Below are 25,394 nucleotides of genomic sequence, written 5' to 3' on the forward strand. Positions count from 1 at the left end.
AGGCAATCGAGAACAGCCGTTACCTGCCGACAAGGCTGTTCATGAACACAGCTTTGCGATCTCTGGAAATCATTCTGGCGGCCCCTGGTTTCGGCAGCCGAGGTGGGTGGCGATGCCCCGCCTCGGAGCCCTTGCCGCAGTGCCCTGGTTCTGAAGCCTGGTTCTGAAGCCAAGGGCCTCAGGCATCACCCGTGCCCAAACGGTGCGGGAACGACACATCCAGCACCACACAGCCCTCCTCACTGCGAAAAGGGCCGTGCACCTCCCCGGGCGGCCGGCTGGCGTAATGGCCGCACTCGAGCCATGCCCCGAAGGCCTCATCCCACAGCCGGCCACTCACGATCAGGATCTCCTCGGGAAAGTCGTGCACCGTCGCCCCGAAGGCGCTGGTGTCGGCACCGGGGTGGAAGCGGGTGAGGCGGGTGAATTCGCCGGTGGCCGGATCCTGGCTGAGGATCAGCGCCTCCACCTGCCCCTCGAGCCCCTCCAGCCAGCGCCAGTGGTGTTCCTGCCCCCCGGCCAGGGGATTCCAGTACCTGCAGGTGGTCTTGCTCATGGGGGTTTGAGGGGCTGGGGGTGGCTGAGGTGTCGATCGATCAGCGGGGCAATCACGTCCGCCCGCTCCGCCGCCAGATCATGGGTGCCGCCGGGGATCACCACCAGTTGCGCAGCGGGCAGCCGTGAGGCCAGGCGCTCACCCACCCTCACCGGGCTGATCGGATCGGCATCTCCCCAGAGCAGCAGGGAGGGAACCGCAGCGGATGGCAGCTGGTCGGTGAGGTCCACCTCGGCGGTGGTGAACCAGTCCGGCAACCGGGGATGGGCAAGACGGAAGGCCTCGCGCCAGTCCTCGGCTCCGTGTTCCGCCATCGGCAGACCGCCGGAGGTGACGGCCAGCACCAGGTGGGTGATCCGCCCGGGTGCGGCGAGAGCGGCCTGCAGGGCCAGCACGCCGCCCATCGACTGGGCGATCAGGGCGGTGGGGCGATCCAGGCGGGCAAGCACCAGCCCCAGCAGGTCGTCGAATCCCCGCACCGATGGATCCGGCGGTGTCTCCCCGAAACCGGGCCAGCCCAGATGGAGCCGCCCAGCGTCGTGCACCAGCCGCTCGGCCACGGGCCGCCAGTGGGCGGTGTTGCCGGAGGCGCCGGGGAGGAACAGCAGCTGAGTGGGACGATCCAACGCCGGCACAGCCCTGCGATCCCATGGCACGTCGCTTCCACCTTGCCCTCCGCGTGGCTGATCTGACGGCAGTGGCGATGGAACGTCCGGTGGATGTCAACCGAGTTCCCTGGGAGCGGGTCTCCTGTCGCCGCCAGCGGGCACCGGGTGATCAGGAGACAATCCGCAGGGCAATGCTGGGAACCAGGAAGAACAGCAGGATGCCGATCTTGTAGGGCCGAGCAGGAGAAAGACCTGCTCATCCACCTCGGCCTTGCGCAAGCCAAAGAGGCGCTTGATCAGGCCTCCGTACCAGCGCCGGTGCCGCCTGTAGGCGATGAACCAGATGGTCGCCACCGAATAGTGCAGCACGGTCGACCACTCCAGGGCTTTCCGCAGGGTGTCGATCGTCATCGTTTGCACCTCCACCCCGTTGCCTTCACCGTAGGGATGCAGGCTCCGGGGCCGGATCCAGGACCAGCCATGGGCCGCTCCTACCCTTGGCCTGGCGTTTCCCGAGCGATGCGACGCGCTGAACTGCTGGCCCTGGCTCCGACGATCCGCGCGATCGCTGAGGCCCATGGCGCCACGAACCTGGCCGCGTTCGGCTCGGTGGCCCGTGATCAGGCCGGCCCCGCCAGCGATCTCGATCTGCTGGTCGATTTGCCGCCCCGCACCGGGCTGCTCGAGCGGCTGGCCCTCAAGCATGAACTCGAGGACGCCCTGCACTGCCGGGTGGATCTGATCCGCCGCCGCAACCTCCGCCCGGAAGCGCTGGCGGAGGCTGAGCGGGATGCCGTGCCCCTGGGATGACCTCCCGGGATCGCACCGCCCTGAAGGACATCCTCAGGACCATCCACCGGATCGAGGGGTTCCCCATCCCGGACCAGCAGACCTTCTCCGCTACGGACTACCTGCAGGATGCAGTGATTCGCTCCCTGCAGGTGATCGGGGAGGCCACCAAGCGCCTCTCACGCGATCTGCGCGCCCAGAATCCGGACATCCCCTGGCGGGAGATGGCCGGCATGCGGGATGTGCTGGTCCACGCCTACGACCGGGTGGATCTCGAGGAGATCTGGATCACCCTCAAGGAGCAGCTCCCCCGCCTGAAGGAGCAGATCGAGACCCTGCTGGAGGAGTGAGGCACCTGCCCCTCCCGGCCAGGTCAGCCCAGCTGCCCAGATCAGAATCGTGGCCATGCACCTTCATGCCGACCTCAGCCAGCGCGCGTTGCTCGACACCAGCACCCTGGCCTGGATGCCCTCGCCGAGGGCGGGTGTGGAGCGGCGCCTGCTGGATCGCCGCGGCGAGGAGGTGGCCCGGGCCACCTCGATCGTGCGCTATGCGCCGGGGAGCAGCTTTGAGCGCCATGTCCATGGCGGTGGCGAGGAGATCCTGGTGCTGGAGGGCATCTTCTCCGACGAGCAGGGCGACTATCCCGCCGGCACCTACCTGCGCAATCCCGTCGGCTCCAGCCATGCTCCCTTCAGCGAGTCGGGCTGCACGATCCTGGTGAAGCTCCAGCAGATGCACCCAGGCGATCAGCAGCGGCTGGTGATCGACACCCACCGCGGAAGCTGGAGGCCTGGCCTGGTGGATGGGCTGGAGGTGATGCCGCTGCACGCCTTCGGCTCGGAGCACGTGGCCCTGGTGCGCTGGGCGCCGGGCACGCGATTTCAGCCCCACGCCCATCCCGGCGGCGAGGAGATCCTTGTGCTCGATGGCGTGTTCCAGGACGAGCAGGGCAGCTATGCGGCCGGGTGCTGGCTGCGCAATCCGCCGGGCAGTGTGCATCGGCCCTGGAGTGAGGCGGGTTGCACGATCTGGGTCAAGACCGGCCACCTGCCCGCCACCCTGGGGCCGGATGGATCAGAAGCCTGAGCCAGGGGTCTGCAGGAAGGCCAGTTCCTCGGCGCTCGACACCCGGCCCAGGGCGGCATTGCGGTGGGGGAAGCGCCCAAAGCGGGCGATCACGTCACGGTGCCGCCGGGCGAACACCTCACTGTGCATCTGGGACATCAGCCAGAGCTGCCGCCGCGCCTGCTCCGGCTCAGCCGCCACCCAGCCGCGCTCCACCGCCCCCAGGCTCAGGGCCAGGGCCGAGCTGTCGCCAGCAAAGGCCATGGCGCTGCCGCGCCAGATCTGGCGCGGGAACTGATCCAGCAGCAGCACCAGCGCCAGGCCGCTCCGGGGCTCGCTGGCCCAGCCGCTCAGCTCACCCTGGATCGCCTGCCGGGTGAGGCCGCTGAAGCGCTCCCGCACCTGAGCGTCAAAGGCCGGATCCTTGCTGAACCAATGCCGCGGCTCGCTCTGCTCGAACCAGAAGCGCAGCAGCTCGGCAGCAGAGATGGGGGCGACGGCGACCAAGGGTGAAGGGTTGAAGATCGTCACCCTGGCTGGCGAACCGCTGGACATGATGGTTCCGGCGCCGATCGTCACGGACAGAGCGGAAGGAAGGACCGCTCAGCCGTTCACGCCAGCCGGCGCCTTGCCGCTGCCAACAGCGTGGCCTCCCGCACCGCCTCGATGCAGCGGTGGGCACGGCGTTTGGCATCGTCCTGGCTGCGGGCGCTGCCGATGTAATCCGCCATGGCCTCCGGCGTTTCGATCAGCGCCAGCTGGCCGGCCACACGGCCGCCCAGGGAACCATTGGCCAGCAGCCGGCTCACCGTGCCTTCCTCCCAGAGCCGCTGACCGGGCGTTCCCGGGCCGAACACCTCGCTCTGCAGCACCTCGAGCACGCTGCCCTTGAAGTCCTCCAACTGGCCGGGCCGCAGCCGGCGGCTGTTGGGCAGCCCCGCCGCAGGCCCAGCGGGGGCCTCCACGCTCCAGCTCAGGCCGGTGCCCGGCAGGCCCACCGTGGTGCGAGCCCGGCCCGGCCGCGCTACCGGGATGTTGAACGACGCTCCCCGGCCGCCCACCGAGATTGAGCTCAGGCCGCTCCTGGCGAAGTTGAACCGCAGAGGTCCCACGCGGGCGGTCTTTCTAAAGCGGAAGCTCATGGCGCTCAGGTCCTCGTCAGGCAGTCGGCGCCGAACAGAGCACCGCTGAGCATCGGAGCACACCAGAAGACGCGCAAGCCCGATCCCGCCACAATGGCCGTCCCGCCTCTGGGGGGTTGAGGCTGATGCCCACCAACGTGCAGATGAAGCGCTGCATCGCCCGTGAGCGCGGGGCGCTGGTGTTCTGGTCGCCCGATGCCGCCCAGCGCCGGCCTGGTGCCCGGATGCAGATCCTCGATGTGTTCTCCCTGCAGGTGGCCACCGGCTACACCCGTGATCCCCAGGGTCGGCTGCTGCTGGAGGCGCAGCCCTCATTGGCCGCCGGTCGCAGCTGGAGCCTGGCCAAGGCGGCGCAGCTGATCCGCAACGATGTGCGCCCCCACCGGTGGGTGGCGTTGCAGCAGGACCGGCGGGCCTGGGGGCTGTTCTGGGCCGGCGGCGGGCTGCAGCACTGCCGCGAGCTGCTGGCGGCCCAGGCCAGTGGGGCTGAACCCTCCTCAGCGCTTAAGTCCTCGGCCCTGGTGCCGGTGACGCCGGAGGCCCTCCTGCGGGTGCTGCTGGATCTGGAGGCCGAGCAACCCGGCGCAGGTCGCGGTTCAAGCGCCCCCAGGTCATGGCGGCCGGGACGGGCGGCCAACCCCTGGAAGCTGGTGGCCGGGACCTCGCTCGCCTGGATGGTCGTGCTGGGCATCACCGTGGCGGGATTCCTGGCGGTGCTTGAGCGTCAGGACCGTCAGCTGGAGTTGCTGCTGGAGCGCAGCGCGCCGGCTTCTCAGGCGCCTTGATCCGTTTGGAGCGGCGCTGGCTTCTGCCCCTTGTCGGGCTTGCGTGTCTACTGCTGCTGCCAACTGTGGTGGTGGGGTATGGATCGGCGGGCAGGGTGGTCTCGATCGGCGATGGTGACACCATCCGCGTCCGTCAGCAGGACCGGGCCATCACCGTGCGGCTGGCCTGCATCGACGCCCCGGAGATGGCCCAGCAACCCCATGGCCAGCGCGCCCGTGACTATCTGCGGATGCGGCTACCAATCGGTTCCACGGTGCGGCTGGATGTGAACACCACCGACCGCTATGGCCGCACCGTGGCTGAGGTGATCGGCGAGATCAACATTGGCCTGGCACTGGTGGAGGACGGCCAGGCCTTTGCCTACCGGCAGTACCTCAGCGGCTGCAATGCCCGGGAGTACCTGGATGCCGAAGTCAGGGCCAGTCGGCGACGCGCTGGTGTCTGGCAAGTGAATGGAGGCATCACCCGGCCCTGGGACTTCCGCCGTTCACCGCGGGGGCGCAACATCCCTGACGGCACCACCCCCGGTGGCAGGCGCTACACCTGCAGGCAGATCGGCTCCTCTGCACGCGCCCAGCAGCTCCTTCGTCAGGGCCACACCTACCTCGATGGGGATGGCGATGGGGAGGCCTGTGAATCCCTTCCCCGCTGAAGACGGTCGGCATTCTCCCCTTCACGGCCACGGTTCTTGGCAGCCTGGCCAGTAAGGTGTAGAGACCAATCAACGTTTTGGGGACATGCTCAGCGGATCCGATCTGCTCGCCAAGGTCAAGGAACTGGGCGATGCCAGCAAGTCCGAACTGGTGCGCGAGTGCGGCTACGTCAGCACCAAGAAGGACGGCACCGAGCGGCTGAACTTCACCGCCTTCTACGAGGCCCTGCTGGAAGCCAAGGGTGTGACCCTCGGTGAATCGGGGCAGGGCCGCGGCAAGGCCGGCCGCAAGCTCAGCTACGAAACCAAGGTGCAGTTCAACGGCAATCTGCTGGTGGGCAAGGCCTACACCGCCCAGCTGGGCCTGCAGCCCGGCGATGAGTTCGAGATCAAGCTCGGCCGCAAGCAGATCAAGCTGCTGCCCATTGGCGGCAGTGACGAGGACGAGTGATCCGCCATCGGTAGAAGCACCGACCGGCTTGCCGCACTGACACTCGCCCAGGGCGGGTGTATCCATAGGTCAGAGGCCACGGCCCGGGCGGTGCGAGTCCAAAACCCGGCAACCGGCCCAAAGGCGCCCGAAACGGGGCGCCTTTTTCATGGCTTTGTCTCACCAATGGCAAAGCCCGATGGCGAGGCCACCGGGCTTGCGGTTGAACGAGGTGGGGGCGGAGCTGCTGACCCTGGCGCCTGGGGGCAGGGGTCCAGTGGGCTCTCCCGTGGGGTCCGGGGCACCTGGGGCGGTGCAGTGGACGGCGACGGCGTCACACGCCTGGAAGACCGGTGATCGGGTGAGGATGTTGGAGCAGGGGCCGGATCGTCAGCGCGCTCTCCGGAGCGATGCCATCACCCTCGGACCGGGACGGTAATGCGCCAACGCAGGTGGCGCCGGCTGTGACCGCTCGTGATCTGCCGAAACGGCTCTTCATCAAGAACCCGTTGCGATCGCGAACAGGGCCCCCCGTCCGGTCAGGCTTGCTGAATGCCACAACGTTGTCGATGCCACGCCATCTCCTGCCGCTCTCCCTGGTGCTCGCCACCGCCGGCCTGCTTGTGCTTGGGGCGCCGGCGCCGGTGCTGGCCCATGCGGAAGCCGGGCACGCCGGTGGCTTTCTCTCCGGACTGCTCCATCCCGTCTCGGGCCTCGATCACGTGGTGGCGATGGTGGCCGTGGGCCTGTGGGGGGTGGTGCTCGGTCCACCGGCGCTCTGGCTGCTGCCGGTGGCGTTCCCGCTGGTGATGGCCCTCGGGGGTCTGCTGGGCATGCTGGGCGTGCCGATCCCCGGCGTGGAGATCGGCATCGCCGTCTCCGGGCTGGCGATGGGCCTGATGGTGCTGTTCGAGATCCGGGCGCCACTGGCTCTGGCGGCGCTGGTCGTCGCGGCATTTGCGGTGTTCCACGGCCATGCCCATGGTGCCGAACTGCCGAGCGGCGGCGATGCCCTGCTCTACAGCCTGGGCTTCGTGATCGCCACCGGCCTTCTGCACCTGACCGGGATCCTGATCGGTGAGGCCCGCCGCTGGAGAGGAGGCCGTGCTCTCGCCCGCGGCGCCGGCGCGGTCATCGCCCTGGTGGGGCTGCTGTTCCTGCAGAAGGCTCTGGCATGATCCGGCCCCCCGGATGGTGCTGGTGTCTGCCCCTGGCCCATGCGCCGGTCACCGGCCTGGGGGCCTGGGCCGATGGTGCCGCCCGGCTGCTGCTGGAGCCCACCGACCTGCTGCTGGCGATCGCGCTGGTGCTGCTGGCGCTGCAGCACGGCCCCCGGACCCTGGAGCGGTTGTGGTGGCGGGTGCCGGCAGGCTGGCTGGCCGGCGCTCTGGTCGGTGTGGCCCTGCCGCGGGAGCTGCTGGTGGCCCCCCTCCTCAGCGCCGCACTCACGGCCCTCGCACTGCTGGTGAGCTTCCGGATCCCTCTGCCTCCCCGGGCGCTCCTCGCCCTGCTGCCGCTGGGCGCCGCCGGCTTCGCTGTGGTGAGCGGCTCGGCGATGGCCGGCCACAGCGGCGGCCTGGCCGTGGTGCTCGCCGAGGCCCTCACCCTGGGGCTGGTGACGGGGCTGCTCGCCAGCGCTCTTGCGCTGCTGCGCGTCGGCTGGGGGCCGATCGCCATCCAGGTGGCCGGCAGCTGGATCGCAGCCACCGCCCTGCTGCTGCTGGGGTGGCAGCTGCGCCATCCCAGCTGACCAGTACCGAGCCGCTCAGGGGCGGGAGGTGTGGATCACTGGATGGAGAGATCCAGGTTGAAGGCCACCCTCTTGCCGGCGTCCTTGTCGTTGCCCATCAGATACACCCGGATCGTGTAGGTGCCGGTAGCGGGCAGGGTCACCAGGGCCGACCTGTCGCTGTCCTGGCTGCCGATGTAGATGGCCTCCCCCGTGCTGCCGGGCGGCAGGATGTTGAAGTACACCGTCCCATTGCCGTTGGTGCTGCTCACGGCGATCTCGGCGGCCATCTTCTGGCCTTTCCTTGCGCTGAGCTTGTAGTCGATGTATTCCCGGCCGGTGATGGTGCCGCTCACCATCGTGCCGTAGTTGCCGGGCTTGAACTGCACCTGCGACGAGCGCTGGGCCCAGGCGGCATCCATCGGCGCGAAGGAGGCCAGGGCGAGCAGGCATCCGGCGGCGATCAGGGCTTTCTTCACGGTTTCGGTCCTTGCGTCAATTCCCTTCGCTTCTAACCTCGGCCGCTGCTGCCTGCCAGCGCCGCAGCCCAGGACAGAAACTGCGCCAAGGCTCAGGCCTGTTGGGCCTGTGGCGGAGCACCATCGCCCAGCCGGCCGGCCATCGCCCCCTCCAGCGAGATCAGCCCGGCAGCGAGTCCCTTCACGGCAGCCTGGGTCCGGTTTTCGACCGCCAGCTTCTGGAAGATGTGCTTCACGTGGGTCTTCACGGTCTCCGGGGTCACGAACAGCCGTTCGCCGATCCGCCGGTCCGTGAGCCCGAGCATCAGCCCCTCGAGCACCTCCAGCTCCCGCTCGGTGAGAGCATCGGCCGGAGGGCTGTCGCCCCGGCGGCGCAGCACGCCCGCCACCTCCCTGGGGTAGTAGACGCCTCCACCCGCCACCACCTTCAGGGCGGGCATGAAGCGCTCGGACTGAAAGCAGATCCCGTCACAGCCGCGGGCCAGCGCCTCGCGCACCAGCACCTCGTTGGCATCATCGGCCACCAGCAGGGTCTTGATCGAGCGGTCGCGGCGTTCGCTGCGGGCAACGAGCGACAGACCCGTGCCGCTCTCGAGGTGCTGGCTCACGATCAGCAGGCTGGGGTTGTGCCTCTGCACCAGGGCATCGCCCTCGGCCTCGGTGGTTGCGGCACCCACCAGGCTCTTGTGTACCGCTGGGATGCACATGAACGCCCCCAGCCATTTCATGGTCTCCAGGCAGGCCACGGTGGTGTGCGGGGCCAGAAGAGCATCGAGCTCCTCCAGCAGAGCCGGAATCTCAGGCAGCAGCCTGGTGAGGTCCATCGAGAGAGCGGGCTTGCTTGCTGCTGACCCCGAGCCTATCGATGGCCGGCCCAACAGGCGCTCATGCGCCCCACACGTGCTGGAGGGCCGCAACATCCGAGCTGGTCAGACCAAACCAACCCTGTTCGTTGTAGGACATCACCGTATCCCGGGTGGAGTAGGCCGGGTTGTACCCATCACCGAAGGGATGGCTCAAGCCGAGGGTGTGCAGCAGTTCATGGGCGATTGTTGTCTTCTCGACGCTCGTCAGCCGGCTGCCGCCTTCATCTTCCCAGAGGATCCTGGCCCCGAAACGGGTCTGGACGGCCCGCCCGATCACACGTCCTTTGAGATTGGGAACGCAGTAGACATCCAGATCGCTACTGCGAAAACCCGTTGCTTTGAAGGTGATGCCGGTCAGCCTGTCGATCTGACGGAACAGCCTGGTGCTGAAACGCTGCTCAGCGCGAGACATGTAGCTGGTATCCAGCCAGTAGTTGATGATTCCATCGCGCCCTGATTGCTCATGGAGGTGACGTGCAAATCCGAGGCTGCCCCGGTCGATCAGCCCGCTCAGGGGAATGGCCATCAGCTTCTCCTCAGCCGCGTCGCTGCCCCCAGTGTGGGGATGGCAGCTGCTGCGGGCCGCCGGAGATGCCGGAGCCGATCACCAGCCCGCCTCCAAGACCGACAACCAGGGCCAGCAGCGCGGCCAGCGCCGCCTTGCGTCGGGCACTGTGGCAACGGCGTTGAATCCGCTGCAGCAGCCGGGTGATGGCCTGGGCGTTGTGCGCCAGGCGGTCGTCGCGCTCATGGAGCTGATCCTGCAGGCGCTGGATGTCCGCGAGCAGGGCGTCGCGGTGCTGGGTGCTGCGCTCCAGCTCTGCGCGGGCAACGTCCAGATGGCGCGTGATGGCGGCCTTCTCGCTCAGCACCTCCTGCACCACGGCGCGGCTGCCGATGGCCCGTGCGGTGACGACCACCGAGCGTGGACTCCTGCCGAAGCCGATCACCTGCTCACGGGGGCGCGAGCAGCGGCGGCCCCTGGTGCCCTCGGGTTGGTCGGCGGCGTCGGGATCGAGCGAACCCTTGCTGCAGCGCTGCACCTTGGCGGTGAACAGCACCGTGTCACCGGCCCGCACACCGGCCTCGCTCCAGATGTCGCGGAGAGGGAACCACCAGTGATCGGGTTGAACCGGCGCTGCCGATGCCTCCAGCCGCAGCGAACGGATGCAGATCGTGGGCACGGTCTGCTCGCCGCAGGCGAAGCTGCCGAAGCGATCCACGATGCCGCTGAAGCGATGAACCTCTCCGTGGAGAGCCGCCAGATCCATGCGGCGCAGGGGACCGCGGACCTGAGGGCGGGTACGGGGAGAAGCGAGGGTTGAGGCCATGTCAGTGAGTCGCGGATGCAGTCCCTTCGTTCCGGCAGCTCGGGGTTGATTCATCCCCCGCACCGGCCGGGAGGCTCTCAGGAGTAGGTGTGGCGGCGGCCGCTGAGGCTGGAGAAGATCGCCATCACCTCGGAGACGACGGTCTGCGGGCTCTTGTCAGCTGTTTCATGGCTGACCCGGTAGACGGGAAAGCCATGGATCAGCATCACGCGATCGAGATCACGGTCCTTCTGCCACTTCTCCCAGTTCACGATCGAACTGGGTTTGCGATCCTTTTTGAGTTTGACGACATGGCTGGAGTCGTCGATCTCGATGGCGATCATCCGGCCTGCCTCGATCACCAGCAGATCCGGTGTTTTCTTCACGGCGATCTCGGCCAGGGGGAAGAGGATCTCGGGCTCGATCACCACCGCGAAACCGCGCAGGGTGAGCAGCTCGGCGATGTGTGCCTCGATCTGGGAGCGGGCCTGCCGGCGGGCCAGGTCACGCCGCCGCACCTCGGCATCGTCGATGGCGCGGTTGACGGAAAAGAGTTCCTTCAGGATGTTGCCCCCCGAGGCCAGCTCCGGGAACACCTGATCGGGGGCCTCGAGACGGGACAGGTCGTCATGAAAGTACCAGCCTGACTCCACCTTGTCGGGTTCGGCAAACGGTGGTTCCCGCTCGTCTCCGGGCAGCAGAGCGGCCACCTCCCGGCGGAGGTGTTCCTGAGAGTAGATGTAGTCCCCGAACGACTCCTGCAGCCGGCGGGAGAGGATCTGCAGGAAGCGCGCCCAGTCGCTCGAACAGCGGTTGCACTCGGCAGTGAATCGCTGCTGGTTGTCTCCAGGGCCATTCTCGTCAACTGCGATCAGCAGGCGATAGCCATAGTCCGTTACATCCTTGACCTGGCACTTGTACTGGATGGGGTCGGAGGGATCAGCATCGGATTCGTCATCGGAGCCGCAAAAGACGGTCTCATAGCTGTCTCTGGGGAAAAGTTCGCCCTCGTGCTTATCCCAGCCAACGACAACCACCTGATCGACGGAACCCCGTCGCTTGATCGCATCGAGCTCACCGTCTCCGTAGTCAGGGTCAAAGCACCACTTCAGTGAGGTGGCGTGGGTCCTGAGGGCATAGGGCTCAAGGCCGACCAGCAGGGTGTGCTTGATCCACCAGTCCAGATCCAGAGGCTCCGCCTCAGGAAGCTCCAGCCGGCCGAGGTGGAACTCGAAGAGACTGCTGGACCAGACAGCCGCCAGGCGGATCCGGCCCTCCCTGGACTGCAGGCCTTTGCAGCTCCTGTGGAGATGGGTGGTGGAGAGATCGATCGCCTGCTGAAAGCAGTCCTGCTTCTTGAAGTCGCAGGCGATCTGCAGCTGTGGGCTGGCATCAGCAACGGCCGGCCAGGTTGAAGGGTCCTCGGGGTTGAACATCGTGGTGGAAGTGGAGAGTGCGGTGAGACGCGCTGGGCTCAGTTGAGCGAGGGTTCGAGGTTGGGCAGCACGGTGACGCTGCCCTCGTTGCTGGTGATCGCCACGCCATCCCGGAACGGCTCGAAGGTCCCCAGGTGGGTATCGGGCTGTCCGGCACCGCCCTTGCTGAGGATCTCCACGTCGCCATCGCGCCAGAACACGTAGGAGCTGCGGTAGCCATCGGCCCAGGCCACGTCGTAGACGGTGTGGCCGTTGCTGTTGCGGCGGGTGCTGACGCTGCAGCCGATCTCCTCGGCCTGGGGCGTCTTGTAGCTCTGGAACACGCAGCGGCTGCTGGCGGCCTCGGGGCCGGAGCCGATGCCGTAGCCGCTCGGGGGTGAGGCGGGAGCCGGGGTGCGGGCGCTGCTGGAGGCGGCCAGGAAGGGGTTGATCAGCTGGCTGGAGAGGGCGAAGTTCAGGCCCTGCGAATCGCGCAGGATGAAGGTGGCCATGCCCACCACGCAGCCCAGCTCATCGAGCAACGGTCCGCCGGAGTTGCCGCCATTGATGGCGGCATCGGTCTGCACGAGGTCGCCATCGGCGCGCAGCTGGCTCACCACCCCGCGGCTGAGGCTGAACTCCAGGCCCTTAGGGGCACCGATGGCGAACACGTTCTGCCCCACCTCCGGCAGCCCCGACGCCAGAGCCAGCGGGGTGCCCCGGCTGCCGCTCACCTCCAGCAGGGCCAGATCGGTGCTGGGATCGCTGCCACCGGCATCGGCCACCACGGCGGCCTGATCGCTGCTGCCATCGCTCCAGCGGAGCTGCACCTGGCTGTAGGGCCCCACCACATGGGAGTTGGTGAGCAGCAGGGTGCGGCCGCCGCCATGGCTCACCACGAAGGCGCTGCCCTGGCTGTCGGGCGTGTGCACCACGGCGATGGAGCCGCGGGAGGCGGCAAAGATCTCCTGGGCGCTGCGGGTTGAACCGCTGCAGGCGGCAGGCTCTGTGCCGGGTGATGCCGCTGGCGCTTCTGGCCGGGCCGGCTGGGATGCCGGCTGCCGCCAGCCCGACGGCTCCTCCGCCGGGGCGCGGCTGTCGCCGGCGACGATCAGGCAGCCGTTGAGGGCCAGCGCCACCAGGCCGGTGGCCGCCAGGGAAGCCAGCGAGCGGGTTGTCATGGCGGGTGTCTCTCTGGTTTCAGCTTCTGCGGCGCGGCGGCGGCTGCCATCCCCCATCCCGGGGAGTGGTGGTGCATCAGCCCATCGCCGCCGCCGGCCGCCAGCCCCAGGGCGCGCGCGCGTCGGCCACATTGGCCTCGCTGAAGCGCTCATGGCGCGGCACGGCCTTGTAGTTCAGCCGCCGGTAGACCGTCTCGGGGAAATCGAGGTCGGTGAACACATCCAGCAGCCGCAAGGCCAGCCCCAGGCAGGCGTCGGTCTGGCGCCACACCTGGGCCTCGCTGAGGCGCAGCACGGGGATGCCGAGCCGGGCGGCATCGGCGTCCTTGGCATCGTCCTTGCGCTTCTGCTCCGGGGTGGTGTGGTAGCTCTCGGTGTTGTGGATGTCGCAGGGCTCGTCGATCTCGATCGCCAGGATCTGGCTCGCCTTGCCCGCCACCACCACGATGTCGTAGCCGGAGGCATCGGTGGGATTGCTGCCGCGCCGCACCCAGTTCCTGTGGGCCTCGGTGCCGTGGAACATCACTTCCCGGTAGACCTGGCTGTGGGGCCCCACCAGACGGGCTAGGAGTTCAGCCAGCGCCTGGCTGAAGTTCGGCACGGTGCGGCCATGGCGGGTGCCCAGGAACTCCTGGGTGAACACCCGCTGGGAGGCCGCGAAGGTGCGGGCCGGATCCCAGCCGTTGGCGATGTTGAGCGCCTCGGCGATCTGGCCGCCGCTGGCGCCCACCAGGGCGCTGAGATCGAAGCCCACCAGACCGGCCTGCTCGAACAGTTCGGCGATGCCGCCCAGGAAGGCGCTGGTGGCGAAGGCCCCGAGGAACTGTGCGCCCAGATCGGGTTGCTGCTGAGCAGCGGCGGCGATGGCCGGGTTTTCCATCACCCAGGCGATCGAGGCGTGGTTGCCCCGGGGCGGGGTGATGAGGGGATAGGTGGAACGGGTCATGGTGCTCTCCTCAGCTGTAGAGGTCGTGGAGTTCATCGCGGCCGGCGGCATTGCTGTTCACCGAAGCGCGGGTCTGCTCCTGCACGCGCCGGTCAGCGGCCTCGCCCTCCTGCTGGCGGTTGATCTCGCCGCCGAGCACATGGCCGCCGGCGATGGCGGCAGCATCAGCGGCGACGGCGACGGCACCGGCGCCTGGGATCACCGTCGAGAGGGCGACACCGCCGGTCTTGACCAGGGTGCCCTCGGGATGGCGCTCGAACTCATCGACGTAGGCGGCGACGCCGGTGGAGGCAGCCCCGAAGGGCGTCCAGAGGACCTTGCCGATGGCCTCGAGCGGATCCCTGGACTCGGTGATCCACTGGCCGTGGTCACGCATCCAGTTCTCCCAGATGGAGCCGGATGCCTTTCCGAAGGTGGACATGGTGAAAAAGGTGAAGGTGGGGGGTGGGGGAGGAGGCCACCCACGGGATGGCCGTGCGCTCCGTTCGTTCTGGATGCAGGCGGGTGATTCAGACCGCCAGGGCCCGGGGCTCAAAGCGTGAGATCACCGCTCCACCGGGGCAGGGGCCCTGCGCCCCAAAGAAATCGCTCACGTAGTCGATGAGCTGATCGGGATCAGTGAGGAGCGAACGGAGCTGCTGCTGTTCGTTCTGAAGCCGCAGCACCTGGTTGCGAAGAACCTCCTGCCGGCCGAGAGCCTCATGGAGGGTCTGCTCGAGGTTGCAGGCATAGGTGTGGAGCCTGATCGGTGCCTCCGGCCCGAAGCGCTCCAGCACCTGCAAGGACGCATCGCTGATGTTGTCGAGGAAGGGATCGGTGGACAGGGCCATGGGAGTGCGGAACAGAAAGAAGGGGAGGCGCCTGCCTCCGGTGCTCTCCCCTCGTTCCGGCCTGATGGCGGTGATTCGCTGACTGTCAGGCCTCTCTGGTTGGGCTCAGATCGGTCACGGTCGACGCAGCAAAGCCGCCAGCGGCCCGAGCCAGCTGGCGGCGGATGCCGATTCGTCGTCGTGCTCCAGTTCAGCCTCAGCCCGGGCTGAGTCTCCTGGCACCGCCCTGCTGATTGGCCTTGCCGTACGCCGAAGCGATCGAGAGGCCCGCCAGCCCCAGCCAGCCCACGGGGCCGGCGCACACCAGGACTGTGGCGAGGGCGCCTTTGCCCACCACCTCCAGGCTCTTCTGGTTGTATTCCGCCTCGCTGAGCTGATCCTTCTGGGTGAGCAGCATCACGGCATCCGGGGCCACCAGGCCGATACCGGCCGTGAGCGGGTTGGCGCCCAGCACCGCCTGGGTCACGGCAACAGCGGTGCCGCGAACGGCGCCGTTCACCGCACCGTGAGCAGCGTCCTGAACCATCAGCGCCTCGGCCTGTTCGGCCAGGTCGTGGCGCCCGGCATCGCGATACCCCTGGGCCTGGGCCCAGCGATGGGCCACGGCGATGCCGCCGCCCATCACACCGCCGAGGCCGCCGGTTTCGAGGGTGTCGCCCACCACTTCGGTGAGATCACCGGTGACGCCAGGCGTGGCCGCTTCTGCCACCTCCAGGGTGTAGGCCTCGGCTTCTGCGATCTCGGTGTCACGCATCGTGCGATTACCGATGCGTGAATTGAGCCCCTCCGGGCCGTAGACGAGGTTGGAGGCATCAGCAGAGGCGCCGTGGGCATGGGGCTCGATGTGCATCGCATCGATGCTTGGGTCATTGACCACGGCGTCGACGCCATCGATGGAGCCTCTGGCTTCTGCGTTGACGCCCTGCTCGAACAGCTCGCGTGCTTCTGCATCCGAGCGGCTGGGGCCACCGTGGGTTCCGTCGGTGCGGAGCTGCTCTTTGAGGTGCGAGGGGAGGTCGTCGTAGCTCACGCGCCGGTAGGCCTCCACACCGCCGAAGGCGTTGGCGACTGTGGCAGCGGGAATGGCAACCCCAGCCGGGATGGCCTCGAGCGACTGCCTGATGAGGTGCCCGGCTTCGTCTTTGGTGTAGCGATAGAGGGTCATGGCTGGAGAACGGGGAAAGGGCGCTGGGCTGGTCCCTGCCCCCTCGTTCCGGGGGCTGCGGACTGATTGCAGTCCGTCATTTCTGGGACTTGGGTGCCTTGGGGCTGCCCAGCTTGAGCTGGTCGCAGACCACACCGGAGAGCAGGTGGCATGCGCCATAGGACAGTGAAAGCCCGCCTGTGAAAGGGGCGAGAACGACGCCAAGGCCCATGGCCAGGAGGCCCTGTTGCGTGAAGCTCATCGTGCCCGCGCGGGCGGTTTGAGGGTTGGGCATGTCGGAAGCGAGCGGTGGGGATGGGGAGGCAGGTCTGCTGCCCTTGCACACCTTTCGTTCCAGCCCCTACTGGCTGATTCCAGCCCGACCCATCAGCAGCGGCCGAGGCCTCAGAGCCCCTGAACGGGCCTCCAGTCGCCCACCAGCTGCCAGGCGGCCCAGTAGTAGTGCTCGCTCCAGTCTTCTCCTTGCTTTCTGCTGCTGATCACGCCGCTGCGGAAGTCCGCCTGCGTGTCCGCCAGTGCATCGGCGCGGCCGACACCAGCCTTGAGGCGCTTGTAGAAGGCCTCCATGAAGGAGGCGGTGGCGCGGTCATCCACCTTCCACAGCGACAGCAAGGTAGTGCGGGCTCCGGCGACCGTCAGCGCCCGCTGCAGGCCGTAGAGACCCTCACCGCTCTGGATGTCGCCGGCGCCGGTGGAGCAGGCCGAGAGCACCACCAGCTCGGTGCCATCGAGCTGCAGGGCGGTGGCCTCCAGGGCCGTGAGCAGGCCGTCGTCGTTGGGATCGAGACTGGGGTTGTTGGCACCGGCCAGCACGATGCCGCTGCGCAGCAGCGGGTCTTCGCCCTGAAAGCGCGCCACCTGGCCGCCGCCGGCAATCAGGGCGCTGCGGGGATCGTCGGGCTGAATCTCCTGATCCGCCACGAAGAACCCATGGCTGGCAATGTGCAGCACCTTCGGGCCGGCGGACCGCTGCAGCAGGCTCACCGTGGCGGCATCACCGCTGATGGGCTGGGTGCCGAGCAACGAGGCGATCTGCTCCCCTTCCCGTGCCGTGGCCGGCAGTGGGGCCCATTTCGCATTGTCCAGCTCAGCCCACCGCTGCTTCGGGTGCGCCGTGGCGATCAGGGTGGAAGGGCTGCTGCGGCCGCGGTCGTAGTTGGGGTTGGCGATCACCAGCGGCGCCTTGCCTGCCTGGGGGGGCTTCTGAAAGCGCACCAGATCGCGGCCGGTGGTGAGCAGGCGGAGCTGCACCGAGCGGGCCAACACTTCACCCGGCTGGGATGGAGAAGGGAGAGCCGCAAACGGCACCCGGTGCAGTTCGCCGTCGGGAGAGAGGAACAACTGCCGGCTGCCGGCCAGATGGGGCGCCAGGGGTTTGAGCACCAGGTCGGACACCTCCGCAAGGCGAGCCGTGGCATCGAGTTCATTGCCGGCGGAAGCGGTGAAGGCAGCGGCGATCGCCTTCTCGATGGGTTCTGCCTCGCCCAGCTGCACCACATCAACTGTCCCGTTCGGCCTGAGTATCAGTGCTTGGTATCGTTTGGAACCTAGAAGTTTCCAGGGATTGGATCCACCCACCCAAGGTCTGTATGCCTGAAACTCAACTAGCAATCCGTTCTTAGGCAGAGCAGCCGCAGCCTCCACAGCACTTACAATTGGAATGCGAAGTTCAGGCAAGATTTGATAGAGCAACTTCTCTTTATCCTCGGCTATTCGCCTTAGGCGAATTCGTTCATCGGCTTTTACAGCGACATTGGCCAGGCGCGAGTAAATGCTTGAAATATCATGCGAGATGTCCTTTGCCTCCTGTGAGGCTGACGCGAGCAATGATTGAAGCCTATGCACCTCAAGCCCAAGAGCATGAGATGAAATTCTATAATCGATAGCAAGTGTCAGGTCTTCCGGCGCCCCATCCGATATTGCCAAGCTAAATGCCGATTCAAATTCATTTCTCCATGAGCGTTCTCTCTGCCCCAGAGAAAGCTGAGCTGACTCTCTTGAAATGTTCAACAGATTTGCCGTCAATAAACGCCGTAGATATAGAGCCCTCGCCGCATGATCGCCTACCGCATGACTGGCTACTGCAAGCAGATACAAAGAATTAATATTTCTTCTGCTATGCACATCAACCGAGGCCGAGCGGATTCTTTCGGCATCTCTAAGCGCGGTCAATGCTTGATTAGGTTGACCTAGCATTAGGTCAATGACTCCTATAGACTCGTGTAAAATGGCGACTTCTGGATGAGCAGCTCCTAGCAGTCTGGCACGAATACTTAGCGCGTCTGCATAATATTCTTTAGCCTTCTCCGGCTTGCTTGCCAATAGACTGGCTTCTCCAAGCATGAATAGCAATCCGGCGTTATCAAGGCTGTCAAGCTTGCCTTCTTTAGTATAATGCTTGCCTAGTTCTTCCGCAGTGCGAATAAAGGCAGATTGCACTCTCCATGCCGTCTCGCCTAGGTCATCTTTGCGCTCAAGATAAGATTCTCGGTAAGCTATTAGCATGCGACTGTAATCCCGAAGTAAACGAATTTCATTTGCATAGCGGCTGTTCTGGCTGTAAAGTTTATCTGCAACCACCACGGCCTTTGAAAAAGCAGACTCTGCCTCACGATGGAGCGAAATCTGAGTACGAATAAATCCGACATTGACGAGTGCTTCGATGTAATTCTTATTCTCTGCATTTACTGACTCAGCCTTTTGTAGCATATCACTATAAATCAGTTCTGCCTCAGCTAATAATCCTCTGCCAGTCAGAGACTTTGCAAGATTAGCCATCATTCCGAGACTATCTTTAAGGTCGATCTCCGGAGAAGCTCTCAAGCTCAGCATCTCTTTGTAGGCTTTTATTGATTCCTGGTAATCACCAGCCCGAAGCAAGTAATCTGCCTGCATTTCAAATAACCTGTCGCTAAACTCAACATCTTCTGCGGAGCCATCCTGGAGAACGGGTATAGACTTTCCCAGAAGCTGTATCGCCTCTTGAAGGTTTCCTAGATTTTGCTCTGCCAATGCCAGCATCGCCATAGCGCGCGCTGTCATGGAATGGTTTACGCCGAAGTTACGGGCCCGAATTGCTAATGCTTTACTTAGTAGTTCCGCTGCCGCCTCATCGTTTCTGCGTAGATAGTAAGTTCCTAGTGCGTGGAACTGATCTCCAGTAAGCGAGTGATTGTCTCCATATTTCTCGCGGGATAAACTAAGGTTTTGCAGAAGGAGAGATTCGGCTTCTTGATCCCTTCCTTGTTCCTTGTATTGCGTAGCCAGTATAAAACGGAGATTCAGAGTCTCAGGGCTATCGGCTCCAATGTTCTTCTCGCTTATCTCCAAAGCATGAGACAGAAATGCAACTAGAGCCGGATTGCTTTCATCGATACCGTGAATTTCCAGAAGGAGGCCGATGATAGCGGAAATCAGGGCTGTATCGCTCCCCGGCGTTTCCTCGGTTATGGCTAGAGCTCGCTCTAGAAGTGGCTGAGCTTTACTGGGAAGATTTTGGTGAATGTATATTGACGCCAGGAGCGTTTGGCTTTGGGCAACTTGAAGGTGATTGGGACCTAATTTTTTAATACGAATCGAAAGGGCCTGTTCTAAATGGATTTCGGCTTGGCTGAAAAGACCCTGTCTGCTATAGAGCATGCCTAGATTGTCGATGCTGGTGACGGTATCAGGATGATCGGGGCCCAGTGCCTTCTCTCTGATCGCCAGGGCCCGCTTGTAGAGTGGTTCAGCCTGGCTGTAAAGAGCTCGCATGGTGTAAGTAAAAGCCAACCTGCTGGCGATTGAGGCTATGAGCGCATTTCCAGAGTCCAACTCTTGTTCGGCATCGATTAACAGCCTCTCCCATATCACTCCAGCCGCCTCATAATTACCTCCTGCCTCCAGCCCGTCGGCTTCCTTGACGAGTTCAATGATCTGATCTTCTGCGCTCAGCGCTTCTGCTTTCACCTGGCCCTCTTGTGCTGGGTTGAACAGTCGACTGCTCTGAGCTCTTGTAGCCAATGGCTCCATGCACTGCAGAAAGCCGTAGATCACCAGGGCGGCAAGCCGCGCAGCCTGTCGCATGCGATCTGGTCCCTTGCGCCCCATACCCGCTGACCCTGGCCGCTCGCCTATTCATTCAGGCTATGGACGCCTGCAGCAACGGGTTTTCCTGTAACGCAACAGAAACCGACCCGCACCAAGGCCCGCCAAGGTTGGCATCGTGTGGACACCCGCAGACGGGAGTGACCAGCAGCAGCTACCGGGAGCTGAGGGCCCTGATCTCGGCCCGAGGCTCTAGTCAGGGCATCACTATCGGCAGCCTGCACCCCCCCCAGGCCGCCGCTGCCGCCGAGGACTATGGGGTCGATGCCCCCAGCGCAGCGGGCGACCGGCTGCTGCTGGCCGCCTGCGATGCCCCCGAGGACCGCGAGGGCGCCTTCCTCTGCCTGCGCTGCCATGTCAGCCACCCCCTCGAGCAGAAGATCTGCGGTCTGTATGGCCAGTTCGGCGACTACTACGGGCTGGATGAGATCGAGCTGGCCAGCTTCGCCCTCGATGACGACGGCCGCCCGCTCGATCCCGCCCGCCTGCGCGGCCAGCCCACCGCTGCGATCACCCCCTTCACCGCGCAGGTGATCTGCAGCTACGACCCCTCGCGCGGTGCCGGCCTGCCGCACTGGGCGCGCACCAGGCTCCAGGCCCATAACGACCTCAAGGTCTACCTCAAGGAGCACGGCCTGCTGCTCATCTCCGACTGGGCGCTGCTGGCCGACACCAGCTCCCGCCGCATCCGCGGCGCCTGGGAGGTCTTCGGGGGAGGGTCGCTGACGGCCGATCGCGCCGTCCGCCTCCACGGCGCCTACCTGGCGGCCTACCCGGCGGCCAAGGCCGAGCACCGCCGCCGCAGCCGCCGCAGTTCCGGCTGGCAGCCCGATGCCGCCTTTCTGCACGCCATCGCCCCCGAGCAGCCAGCGGCCACCACCAGCGAGCAGCTGGAGGCCATGGCCCGCACCGTCCGCCTTGTGCTCACCCAGCAGTGGCAGCGCAGCCGCCAGGCCGATGGCGAGCAGGCCGATGCACTGGAGGTGCCCGATCCCCGCACCCTCCAGGACCTGAGCGAACAGCCCGAGCACTCCCCAGCCGACCAGCTGACCCTCATCCACGCCGCCCTGGAGCGCGCCCTCGAGGCGGTGATGCCCGCCGTGCTGGCCCCCGCCGCCAGCGACCCCCAGCTCCACTGCCTCTGGCAGGGCTATGGCGAGGGCCTCACCAACACCCCCCTGGCCGAGCGCTGCGGCTGTTCCCGCGGCACCGTGAGCAAGAAGCTCCGCCCCGAGCAGCACGCCTCCACCATCGCCCGCCAGGCCGCCGGCGAACTGCTGCGCCAGCCGGCGTTCTCGGCCCTGGGCGGCTCAGTGGAGGATCTCGAGCGCATGGTGGAGGCGCTGCGGAATCACCTGCTCATTCCGGAACGAGAAGGAGACATCGCCCCCCTGCGCCGCTGGGTGCACCAGCATCTGCCCGTGTCATGACCACCTCCCCCGCCAGCCCCGTGCCTATCGAGCCGCTCGAGGCCTTTCCCCTTCCGCCCGGCGCCATCGTGCTGCCACCCCCGCTCTGGCAGCAGGTGCAGGAGGACGGTGAAAGGGAGCTGCGGCGGCTGGCGCTGGCGGCGCTGCGGCAGGCCATGGACGAGCGCGAGCTCCACCTGCCCCTCGGCCCTGAAACCGACCCCACCGATCCGTCGCGCCTGCTGGCGCTCAACCGCTTCGCCGTGCAGCTGGCCGTCACCGGCATGCTCAGCGACGAGGTGGCCGTGCCGGCAGCGCCCTGGCGTGACGCCGCCACGGCTCCCCAGCTGCTGCTGGTGGCCGCCATCGATCCGGAGAACGGCGTCGTAGGTGTCCCCGGCGTGCTCACCGCCAGCGAAGTGATCGCCGCAGTGGGGGATGGCGATCAACGGGCGGAGCGGCTGGTGCTGCCCATCTCCGCGTTCAAGGGTGGCATCGAGCGGCTGTTCACCCTCACCGCTCTGCTGGATCCCGCTGCCCTGCCCCGCCAGGCCCTGCGCCAGCAGCCCGCCCGCCCTGCCGTGCGCGTGCGTGACTGGCTGGAGGGCCTGCTGCCACCCGCGCTGGGGGATCTGGGCGCCGAACTGGTGCCCGTCACCGCCGGTGCCTTCCGCCAGGGCGGTGCCACTGCCGATTCCCTCGCCCCCGGCGCCCTGGCCGTGCTCTCAATTCCCCTCGGCCTCACCACCGCCGGCACTTTGGTGACGGGAGACGCCGCCCAGGCCTGCCTGGAACGGTTCCGTCTGCTGCTGATCCCCACCGCCCAGCCCCCATCGGCCGCCACTGCCCCCGCCACCGACGCTGCCGAGCGGCTCACGCTGCAGCTGGTGGGTGAGCTGGAGGGGGATCTGCTGCCCGATGGCCTGCTGCTCAGCGCCAGCCAGGGCAGCAGGCGCTCCAGCGTCAGCTCCGCCAATTCCACCCAGCTCGAGCTGGAACTGCCCGCGGCCCCGGATCTGATCGAGGTCACCCTCACGCCACCGGACGGCACGCCCCTGGTGCTGCCGCCCCTGCAGTTGCCGGCCGGGTGAGATGGCCAGCATCGACCTGACCCTTCAGCCCGCCCTGGCCCCCGATCAGCTGACGGCCTTTCTGGTCAGCCCCGCTGGCAACGAGGTCTTCACCGTGACGGTCCCGCCGGATCTGGCCCACCGGCACCAGCTCTGGCTGCGGCGGTTCATGGCCCATCACGATCCGGCTCTGCCGGCGCTGCCGGCAGCGGTGCTGCAGGACTACGGCAACAAGCTGGGGGCCGCCATGAACGCCTGGCTGCAGCAGAGCGACTGGGAGCCATTGCGCCGCGTGCTGGCCCGCCTGCCGGCCCTGCCGCTGCGCCTGCGCTGCCAGGGCACACCAGAGCTGATCGAGCGTCTGCCCTGGGAGGTGCTGGAGCTGGAGCTGGAGCGGCCGATCTGGCGTCTCGGCGACCCCGGCCACTTCCCCAGCGCTGCACACGCCCGGTGTGGTGTGCGCTCTCCCCGCCTGCTGCTGCTGGTGGGCCGTGAGGAGGGGCTCGACCTGGAAGCCGACATCGCCGAGCTGCAGCGTCTCGATCGCCAGGGCCGCATCGCCCTGCACACCCTGCGCGGGCCGGACTCCTGCCTCAGCCGCCTGCGCGCCGCACTCGGCGACAAGCGCGGCTGGGATGTGCTGGTGTTCCTGGGCCATTCCGCCGGTGATCCCCAGGGCGGCGGCCGCCTGCAGCTCGGCGATGGCCACTGGCTCGGCGGCAACGCCCTCGCCCAGGAGTTCCAGCAGGCCAAGGGCCACGGCCTCTCGCTGGTGCTGCTCAACAGCTGCTCGGGGATGGACCTGGCCCACTGCTGCACCGCCGCCGGCATCCCCTGGGCCCTCTGCTTCCGCGAGGCCGTTCCCACCACCGCCGCCTCCCTGGCGTTTTCGCAACTGCTGGGGGCGATGGAGCACGGCCGCAGCTTCCCCGCCGCCCTGCAGCACACCCGCCAGGCTCTGCAGGAGAGCGGTCCGGCCGGCTGTCACCTGCTGCTCAGCGGCATGTGCGCCGGAGGCGCCCCTGAGCTGCATCTGCCCCTCAGTGCCCGCCGCCGCTTCCGCCTGCGGCTCGCCAGCAGCACGCGCCGCCAGGCCATCGCCGCTCTGGCGCTGCTGGCAGCGGCTGCCACCGCTGAGCTGCTGCCGGCCAATCCCCTCAGCACCTATCTGCTCGATCGCCGCCTCTATGTGCAGCGCCTCTGGCGAGAGGCCACCGGCCAGCCCGGCCCCCTCAGCCCCTCCCTGCCGGTGCTGCTGCTGGATGAGCGCCGCGCCTACAAGGAGCTGCAGGTGGAGGCCACACCGGGGCGGGTGGCTCGCGCCGCCCTGGCGGAGGTGCTGCGGCGCACACCGCCTGGGGCCGTGCCGGTGGTGGGGCTGGATGTGGTGCTCGACGAGCCCGCTCCCCACACTGCCGAGCTGGCCGCCGTGATCCGCCGCCAGCGCCGGCAGCAGGTGCTGGCCGGCTGGCTGGGAGCCGGCGCCGGGGCCAGAGCGGCCGGCGTGCGCTCCCAGCCCCTGGAGGAACTGCGGCAGGCAGGGTTGCACGCCCGCGATCTGGGCGTCGGCACCACCGCCGGCCAGGCCGATCGCCAGCCGATGCCCCTGCAGCTGCTCTGGGAGGTGAACAGCCGCAACTTCGCCTCGGCTCTCAGCGCTGCTCCCCAGGTGCGCATGCCCCCCGAGGCGGTGATCGACTGGTCGATCGACTGGACACCGCTGGTTCGGCCCATCGGCGTGGCCGAGCTGAGCGAGCTGCGGGCCCCGGCGCTGGTGGTGGGCACCGACGGCACGATCGATCGCGACCAGAGCGATCTATTCCATGCCCCCGCCGCCATCCGCCCCGCCCTGGCCGTCTGGGGCGGCCCCAGCGACGTCATCCCCGGCGCGCTGGTGCAGGCGGTGCTGGCCCAGAGCCTGGCGCTGCGCCACTGGCTCACGCCGGTCTCGCTCAGCGGCTGCACGGCCCTGGCGGCGGGCCTGGGGGTGCTCACGGCGGCCGCACTGCCAGAACGGCGGCATCGTGGGGTGGCTCTGGGCGCCGCAGCCCTGCTCACCATTCCCCTCAGCCTGCAGCTGGCCACGGCCCGTCTTGTCCTGGTGCCGATCGTGCTGCCCGTGGCTGCCCTCTCCGCCACATCCCTGCTGCGCCGCGACTGAGATGCCCAGCCGTCATCCCGTCTTCCACCCCGCCTCCCTGGCCGCCAGCACCGCCCTGGCCGTGCTGGTGGCCCTCACCCTCGCCGGCAGCCCCAGCGCAGCGCTGGGCGAGGGGCAGCCGACCGTGCTGCAGCAGCTGCGCGAACTGATCGGCTACAACCCCCGCCAGGCCGTCGGCGGCAGCCGCAGCGGCAGCGCGGTCACGGTGTGTCTGATCACCCCGCGCTTTGCCGAAAGCGTCGATGGCATCCCGCAAGCGTTGGTCTCGCTGCCCAGTCCCACCCTGCTGGCGGCGGGTGCCCTGAGCGAGGTGCGGCTCGAGCAGGACGAGCGGATCCTCTGGCAGCGGCGTGGGTCGTCCAGCGAGCCCATCGAGGGGCCGATCCCCTGGCCACTGCCTCCCCTGCAACCCGGTGAAAGCGTGCTGCTGCGCCTGCGGCCCCGCGGCGCCGCCGGCGCCGACTTCGCCGACATCCGGCTGGTGGCCGCAGGCGAGGCCGAACAGCAACGCGCCCTCGCCCTGCTCGCCGATCCCCCCTCCCGCCTGGCGGTGATCGAGCGCGAGGCCCGCGCCGGCCGTGCCGCGCTGGCGTCCGAGCTGCTCTTCTCGCCGGTGGAGCAGCCCTCTGAGGCCCTCACCGAGCTCCAGCAGCTGCTGATCGCCGGCGCCTGCGGAATCACCCCAGCGGCGCCCTAACGAGAGGAGGGCAGAGTTT

The 25,394-nt window shown here is 67.1% G+C and carries 30 protein-coding genes; 13 read left to right on the forward strand and 17 right to left on the reverse strand.

Features of this window, described 5'->3' with window-relative positions; all coding sequences use genetic code 11:
• Positions 1–178 precede the first annotated feature (178 nt).
• From KBY90_RS13105 to KBY90_RS13115, 3 genes are all read right to left on the reverse strand, one after another.
• Positions 179–556 carry a cupin domain-containing protein gene (locus KBY90_RS13105; protein ID WP_254969100.1) on the reverse strand — a complete coding sequence of 126 codons (378 nt, stop codon included), beginning with the start codon at positions 554–556 and terminating at the stop codon, positions 179–181.
• Positions 553–1,182 carry an alpha/beta fold hydrolase gene (locus KBY90_RS13110; RefSeq protein WP_254969101.1) on the reverse strand — a complete coding sequence of 210 codons (630 nt, stop codon included), beginning with the start codon at positions 1,180–1,182 and terminating at the stop codon, positions 553–555. The genes KBY90_RS13105 and KBY90_RS13110 overlap by 4 nt, the downstream gene beginning before the upstream one ends.
• A 96-nt stretch (positions 1,183–1,278) precedes the next feature.
• Positions 1,279–1,575, reverse strand: coding sequence for a DUF6868 family protein (locus KBY90_RS13115; protein WP_254969102.1), 297 nt, complete (start codon positions 1,573–1,575; stop codon positions 1,279–1,281).
• A 108-nt stretch (positions 1,576–1,683) separates the two neighbouring features.
• On the opposite strand from KBY90_RS13115, the gene KBY90_RS13120 reads away from it, so the two are divergent.
• The 3 genes from KBY90_RS13120 to KBY90_RS13130 are packed head-to-tail and all read left to right on the forward strand — an operon-like array spanning position 1,684 to position 3,042.
• Entirely contained in the window at positions 1,684–1,974 is a 291-nt protein-coding gene (locus tag KBY90_RS13120) for a nucleotidyltransferase family protein (RefSeq protein WP_254969103.1), read from the forward strand.
• Positions 1,971–2,303 carry a DUF86 domain-containing protein gene (locus tag KBY90_RS13125; RefSeq protein WP_254969104.1) on the forward strand — a complete coding sequence of 111 codons (333 nt, stop codon included), beginning with the start codon at positions 1,971–1,973 and terminating at the stop codon, positions 2,301–2,303. Before KBY90_RS13120 ends, KBY90_RS13125 begins: the two co-directional genes overlap by 4 nt.
• 55 nt (positions 2,304–2,358) lie before the next feature.
• The gene (locus KBY90_RS13130) at positions 2,359–3,042 is read left to right on the forward strand and encodes a cupin domain-containing protein (protein WP_254969105.1); all 684 of its coding nucleotides are present in this window, start codon (positions 2,359–2,361) and stop codon (positions 3,040–3,042) included.
• On the opposite strand, the gene KBY90_RS13135 is transcribed toward KBY90_RS13130, so the two are convergent.
• A complete protein-coding gene (locus KBY90_RS13135) occupies positions 3,031–3,528 on the reverse strand; it encodes a DUF924 family protein (protein WP_254969106.1) in 498 nt (165 codons plus the stop codon). The genes KBY90_RS13130 and KBY90_RS13135 overlap by 12 nt on opposite strands.
• 104 nt (positions 3,529–3,632) lie before the next feature.
• Entirely contained in the window at positions 3,633–4,163 is a 531-nt protein-coding gene (locus KBY90_RS13140) for a DUF4236 domain-containing protein (RefSeq protein ID WP_254969107.1), read from the reverse strand.
• Positions 4,164–4,288: 125 nt separating this feature from the next.
• On the opposite strand from KBY90_RS13140, the gene KBY90_RS13145 reads away from it, so the two are divergent.
• The 5 genes from KBY90_RS13145 (at position 4,289) to KBY90_RS13165 (ending at position 7,781) form a co-directional block, all read left to right on the forward strand.
• Complete coding sequence (locus KBY90_RS13145) at positions 4,289–4,948, forward strand: hypothetical protein (RefSeq protein WP_254969108.1); 660 nt, start codon at positions 4,289–4,291, stop codon at positions 4,946–4,948.
• Positions 4,945–5,601 (forward strand): thermonuclease family protein, encoded by a 657-nt coding sequence (locus KBY90_RS13150; protein ID WP_254969109.1) that lies wholly within the window; start codon positions 4,945–4,947, stop codon positions 5,599–5,601. Before KBY90_RS13145 ends, KBY90_RS13150 begins: the two co-directional genes overlap by 4 nt.
• An 85-nt stretch (positions 5,602–5,686) precedes the next feature.
• Entirely contained in the window at positions 5,687–6,052 is a 366-nt protein-coding gene (locus tag KBY90_RS13155; RefSeq protein WP_254969110.1) for an AbrB family transcriptional regulator, read from the forward strand.
• 548 nt (positions 6,053–6,600) lie between these two features.
• The gene (locus KBY90_RS13160) at positions 6,601–7,209 is read left to right on the forward strand and encodes a HupE/UreJ family protein (protein WP_254969111.1); all 609 of its coding nucleotides are present in this window, start codon (positions 6,601–6,603) and stop codon (positions 7,207–7,209) included.
• Positions 7,206–7,781 (forward strand): hypothetical protein, encoded by a 576-nt coding sequence (locus tag KBY90_RS13165; RefSeq protein WP_254969112.1) that lies wholly within the window; start codon positions 7,206–7,208, stop codon positions 7,779–7,781. Before KBY90_RS13160 ends, KBY90_RS13165 begins: the two co-directional genes overlap by 4 nt.
• Before the next feature lie 35 nt (positions 7,782–7,816).
• On the opposite strand, the gene KBY90_RS13170 is transcribed toward KBY90_RS13165, so the two are convergent.
• The 5 genes from KBY90_RS13170 to KBY90_RS13190 all read right to left on the reverse strand — a co-directional run bounded on the left by KBY90_RS13170 (position 7,817) and on the right by KBY90_RS13190 (position 11,452).
• Positions 7,817–8,239, reverse strand: coding sequence for a hypothetical protein (locus tag KBY90_RS13170; RefSeq protein WP_254969113.1), 423 nt, complete (start codon positions 8,237–8,239; stop codon positions 7,817–7,819).
• 92 nt (positions 8,240–8,331) lie between these two features.
• Positions 8,332–9,063: a response regulator transcription factor gene (locus KBY90_RS13175; RefSeq protein WP_254969114.1), complete on the reverse strand. Its 732-nt coding sequence runs from the start codon at positions 9,061–9,063 to the stop codon at positions 8,332–8,334.
• Positions 9,064–9,124: 61 nt separating this feature from the next.
• Positions 9,125–9,631: a hypothetical protein gene (locus KBY90_RS13180; protein ID WP_254969115.1), complete on the reverse strand. Its 507-nt coding sequence runs from the start codon at positions 9,629–9,631 to the stop codon at positions 9,125–9,127.
• Between the two features lie 10 nt (positions 9,632–9,641).
• Positions 9,642–10,436: a hypothetical protein gene (locus KBY90_RS13185; protein ID WP_254969116.1), complete on the reverse strand. Its 795-nt coding sequence runs from the start codon at positions 10,434–10,436 to the stop codon at positions 9,642–9,644.
• Positions 10,437–10,513: 77 nt separating this feature from the next.
• On the reverse strand, positions 10,514–11,452 hold the full coding sequence (locus tag KBY90_RS13190) for a hypothetical protein (protein ID WP_254969117.1): 939 nt from the start codon (positions 11,450–11,452) through the stop codon (positions 10,514–10,516).
• Positions 11,453–11,536: 84 nt separating this feature from the next.
• Between KBY90_RS13190 and KBY90_RS13195 the strand changes: the two genes are divergently transcribed.
• Entirely contained in the window at positions 11,537–11,830 is a 294-nt protein-coding gene (locus KBY90_RS13195; RefSeq protein WP_254969118.1) for a hypothetical protein, read from the forward strand.
• Between the two features lie 59 nt (positions 11,831–11,889).
• Here KBY90_RS13195 and KBY90_RS13200 read toward each other — a convergent pair whose 3' ends face one another.
• The 7 genes from KBY90_RS13200 to KBY90_RS13230 all read right to left on the reverse strand — a co-directional run bounded on the left by KBY90_RS13200 (position 11,890) and on the right by KBY90_RS13230 (position 20,017).
• Complete coding sequence (locus KBY90_RS13200; RefSeq protein WP_254969119.1) at positions 11,890–13,011, reverse strand: S1C family serine protease; 1,122 nt, start codon at positions 13,009–13,011, stop codon at positions 11,890–11,892.
• Positions 13,012–13,087: 76 nt separating this feature from the next.
• Positions 13,088–13,957, reverse strand: coding sequence for a hypothetical protein (locus KBY90_RS13205; protein WP_254969120.1), 870 nt, complete (start codon positions 13,955–13,957; stop codon positions 13,088–13,090).
• 10 nt (positions 13,958–13,967) lie between these two features.
• Positions 13,968–14,378 (reverse strand): hypothetical protein, encoded by a 411-nt coding sequence (locus KBY90_RS13210; protein WP_254969121.1) that lies wholly within the window; start codon positions 14,376–14,378, stop codon positions 13,968–13,970.
• A gap of 88 nt (positions 14,379–14,466) precedes the next feature.
• The gene (locus tag KBY90_RS13215; protein WP_254969122.1) at positions 14,467–14,787 is read right to left on the reverse strand and encodes a hypothetical protein; all 321 of its coding nucleotides are present in this window, start codon (positions 14,785–14,787) and stop codon (positions 14,467–14,469) included.
• Positions 14,788–14,983: 196 nt separating this feature from the next.
• The gene (locus KBY90_RS13220) at positions 14,984–15,952 is read right to left on the reverse strand and encodes a hypothetical protein (RefSeq protein WP_254969123.1); all 969 of its coding nucleotides are present in this window, start codon (positions 15,950–15,952) and stop codon (positions 14,984–14,986) included.
• Between the two features lie 76 nt (positions 15,953–16,028).
• Positions 16,029–16,193: a hypothetical protein gene (locus KBY90_RS13225; RefSeq protein WP_254969124.1), complete on the reverse strand. Its 165-nt coding sequence runs from the start codon at positions 16,191–16,193 to the stop codon at positions 16,029–16,031.
• A 143-nt stretch (positions 16,194–16,336) separates the two neighbouring features.
• Positions 16,337–20,017 (reverse strand): CHAT domain-containing protein, encoded by a 3,681-nt coding sequence (locus KBY90_RS13230; protein WP_254969125.1) that lies wholly within the window; start codon positions 20,015–20,017, stop codon positions 16,337–16,339.
• 161 nt (positions 20,018–20,178) lie between these two features.
• On the opposite strand from KBY90_RS13230, the gene KBY90_RS13235 reads away from it, so the two are divergent.
• Genes KBY90_RS13235 through KBY90_RS13250 form a run of 4 tightly spaced genes read left to right on the forward strand, consistent with a single transcriptional unit; the run spans position 20,179 to position 25,375 of the window.
• Positions 20,179–21,468, forward strand: coding sequence for a hypothetical protein (locus tag KBY90_RS13235; protein WP_254969126.1), 1,290 nt, complete (start codon positions 20,179–20,181; stop codon positions 21,466–21,468).
• Complete coding sequence (locus KBY90_RS13240) at positions 21,465–22,538, forward strand: hypothetical protein (protein ID WP_254969127.1); 1,074 nt, start codon at positions 21,465–21,467, stop codon at positions 22,536–22,538. Before KBY90_RS13235 ends, KBY90_RS13240 begins: the two co-directional genes overlap by 4 nt.
• A 1-nt stretch (position 22,539) precedes the next feature.
• Positions 22,540–24,678 (forward strand): CHAT domain-containing protein, encoded by a 2,139-nt coding sequence (locus tag KBY90_RS13245; protein WP_254969128.1) that lies wholly within the window; start codon positions 22,540–22,542, stop codon positions 24,676–24,678.
• Position 24,679: 1 nt separating this feature from the next.
• Positions 24,680–25,375, forward strand: a complete 696-nt coding sequence (locus tag KBY90_RS13250; RefSeq protein ID WP_254969129.1) for a hypothetical protein — start codon at positions 24,680–24,682, stop codon at positions 25,373–25,375.
• Positions 25,376–25,394: the final 19 nt, after the last annotated feature.

This window comes from Cyanobium sp. CH-040, from assembly GCF_024346135.1.
In the GTDB taxonomy this organism is placed as follows: Bacteria; Cyanobacteriota; Cyanobacteriia; order PCC-6307; family Cyanobiaceae; genus NIES-981.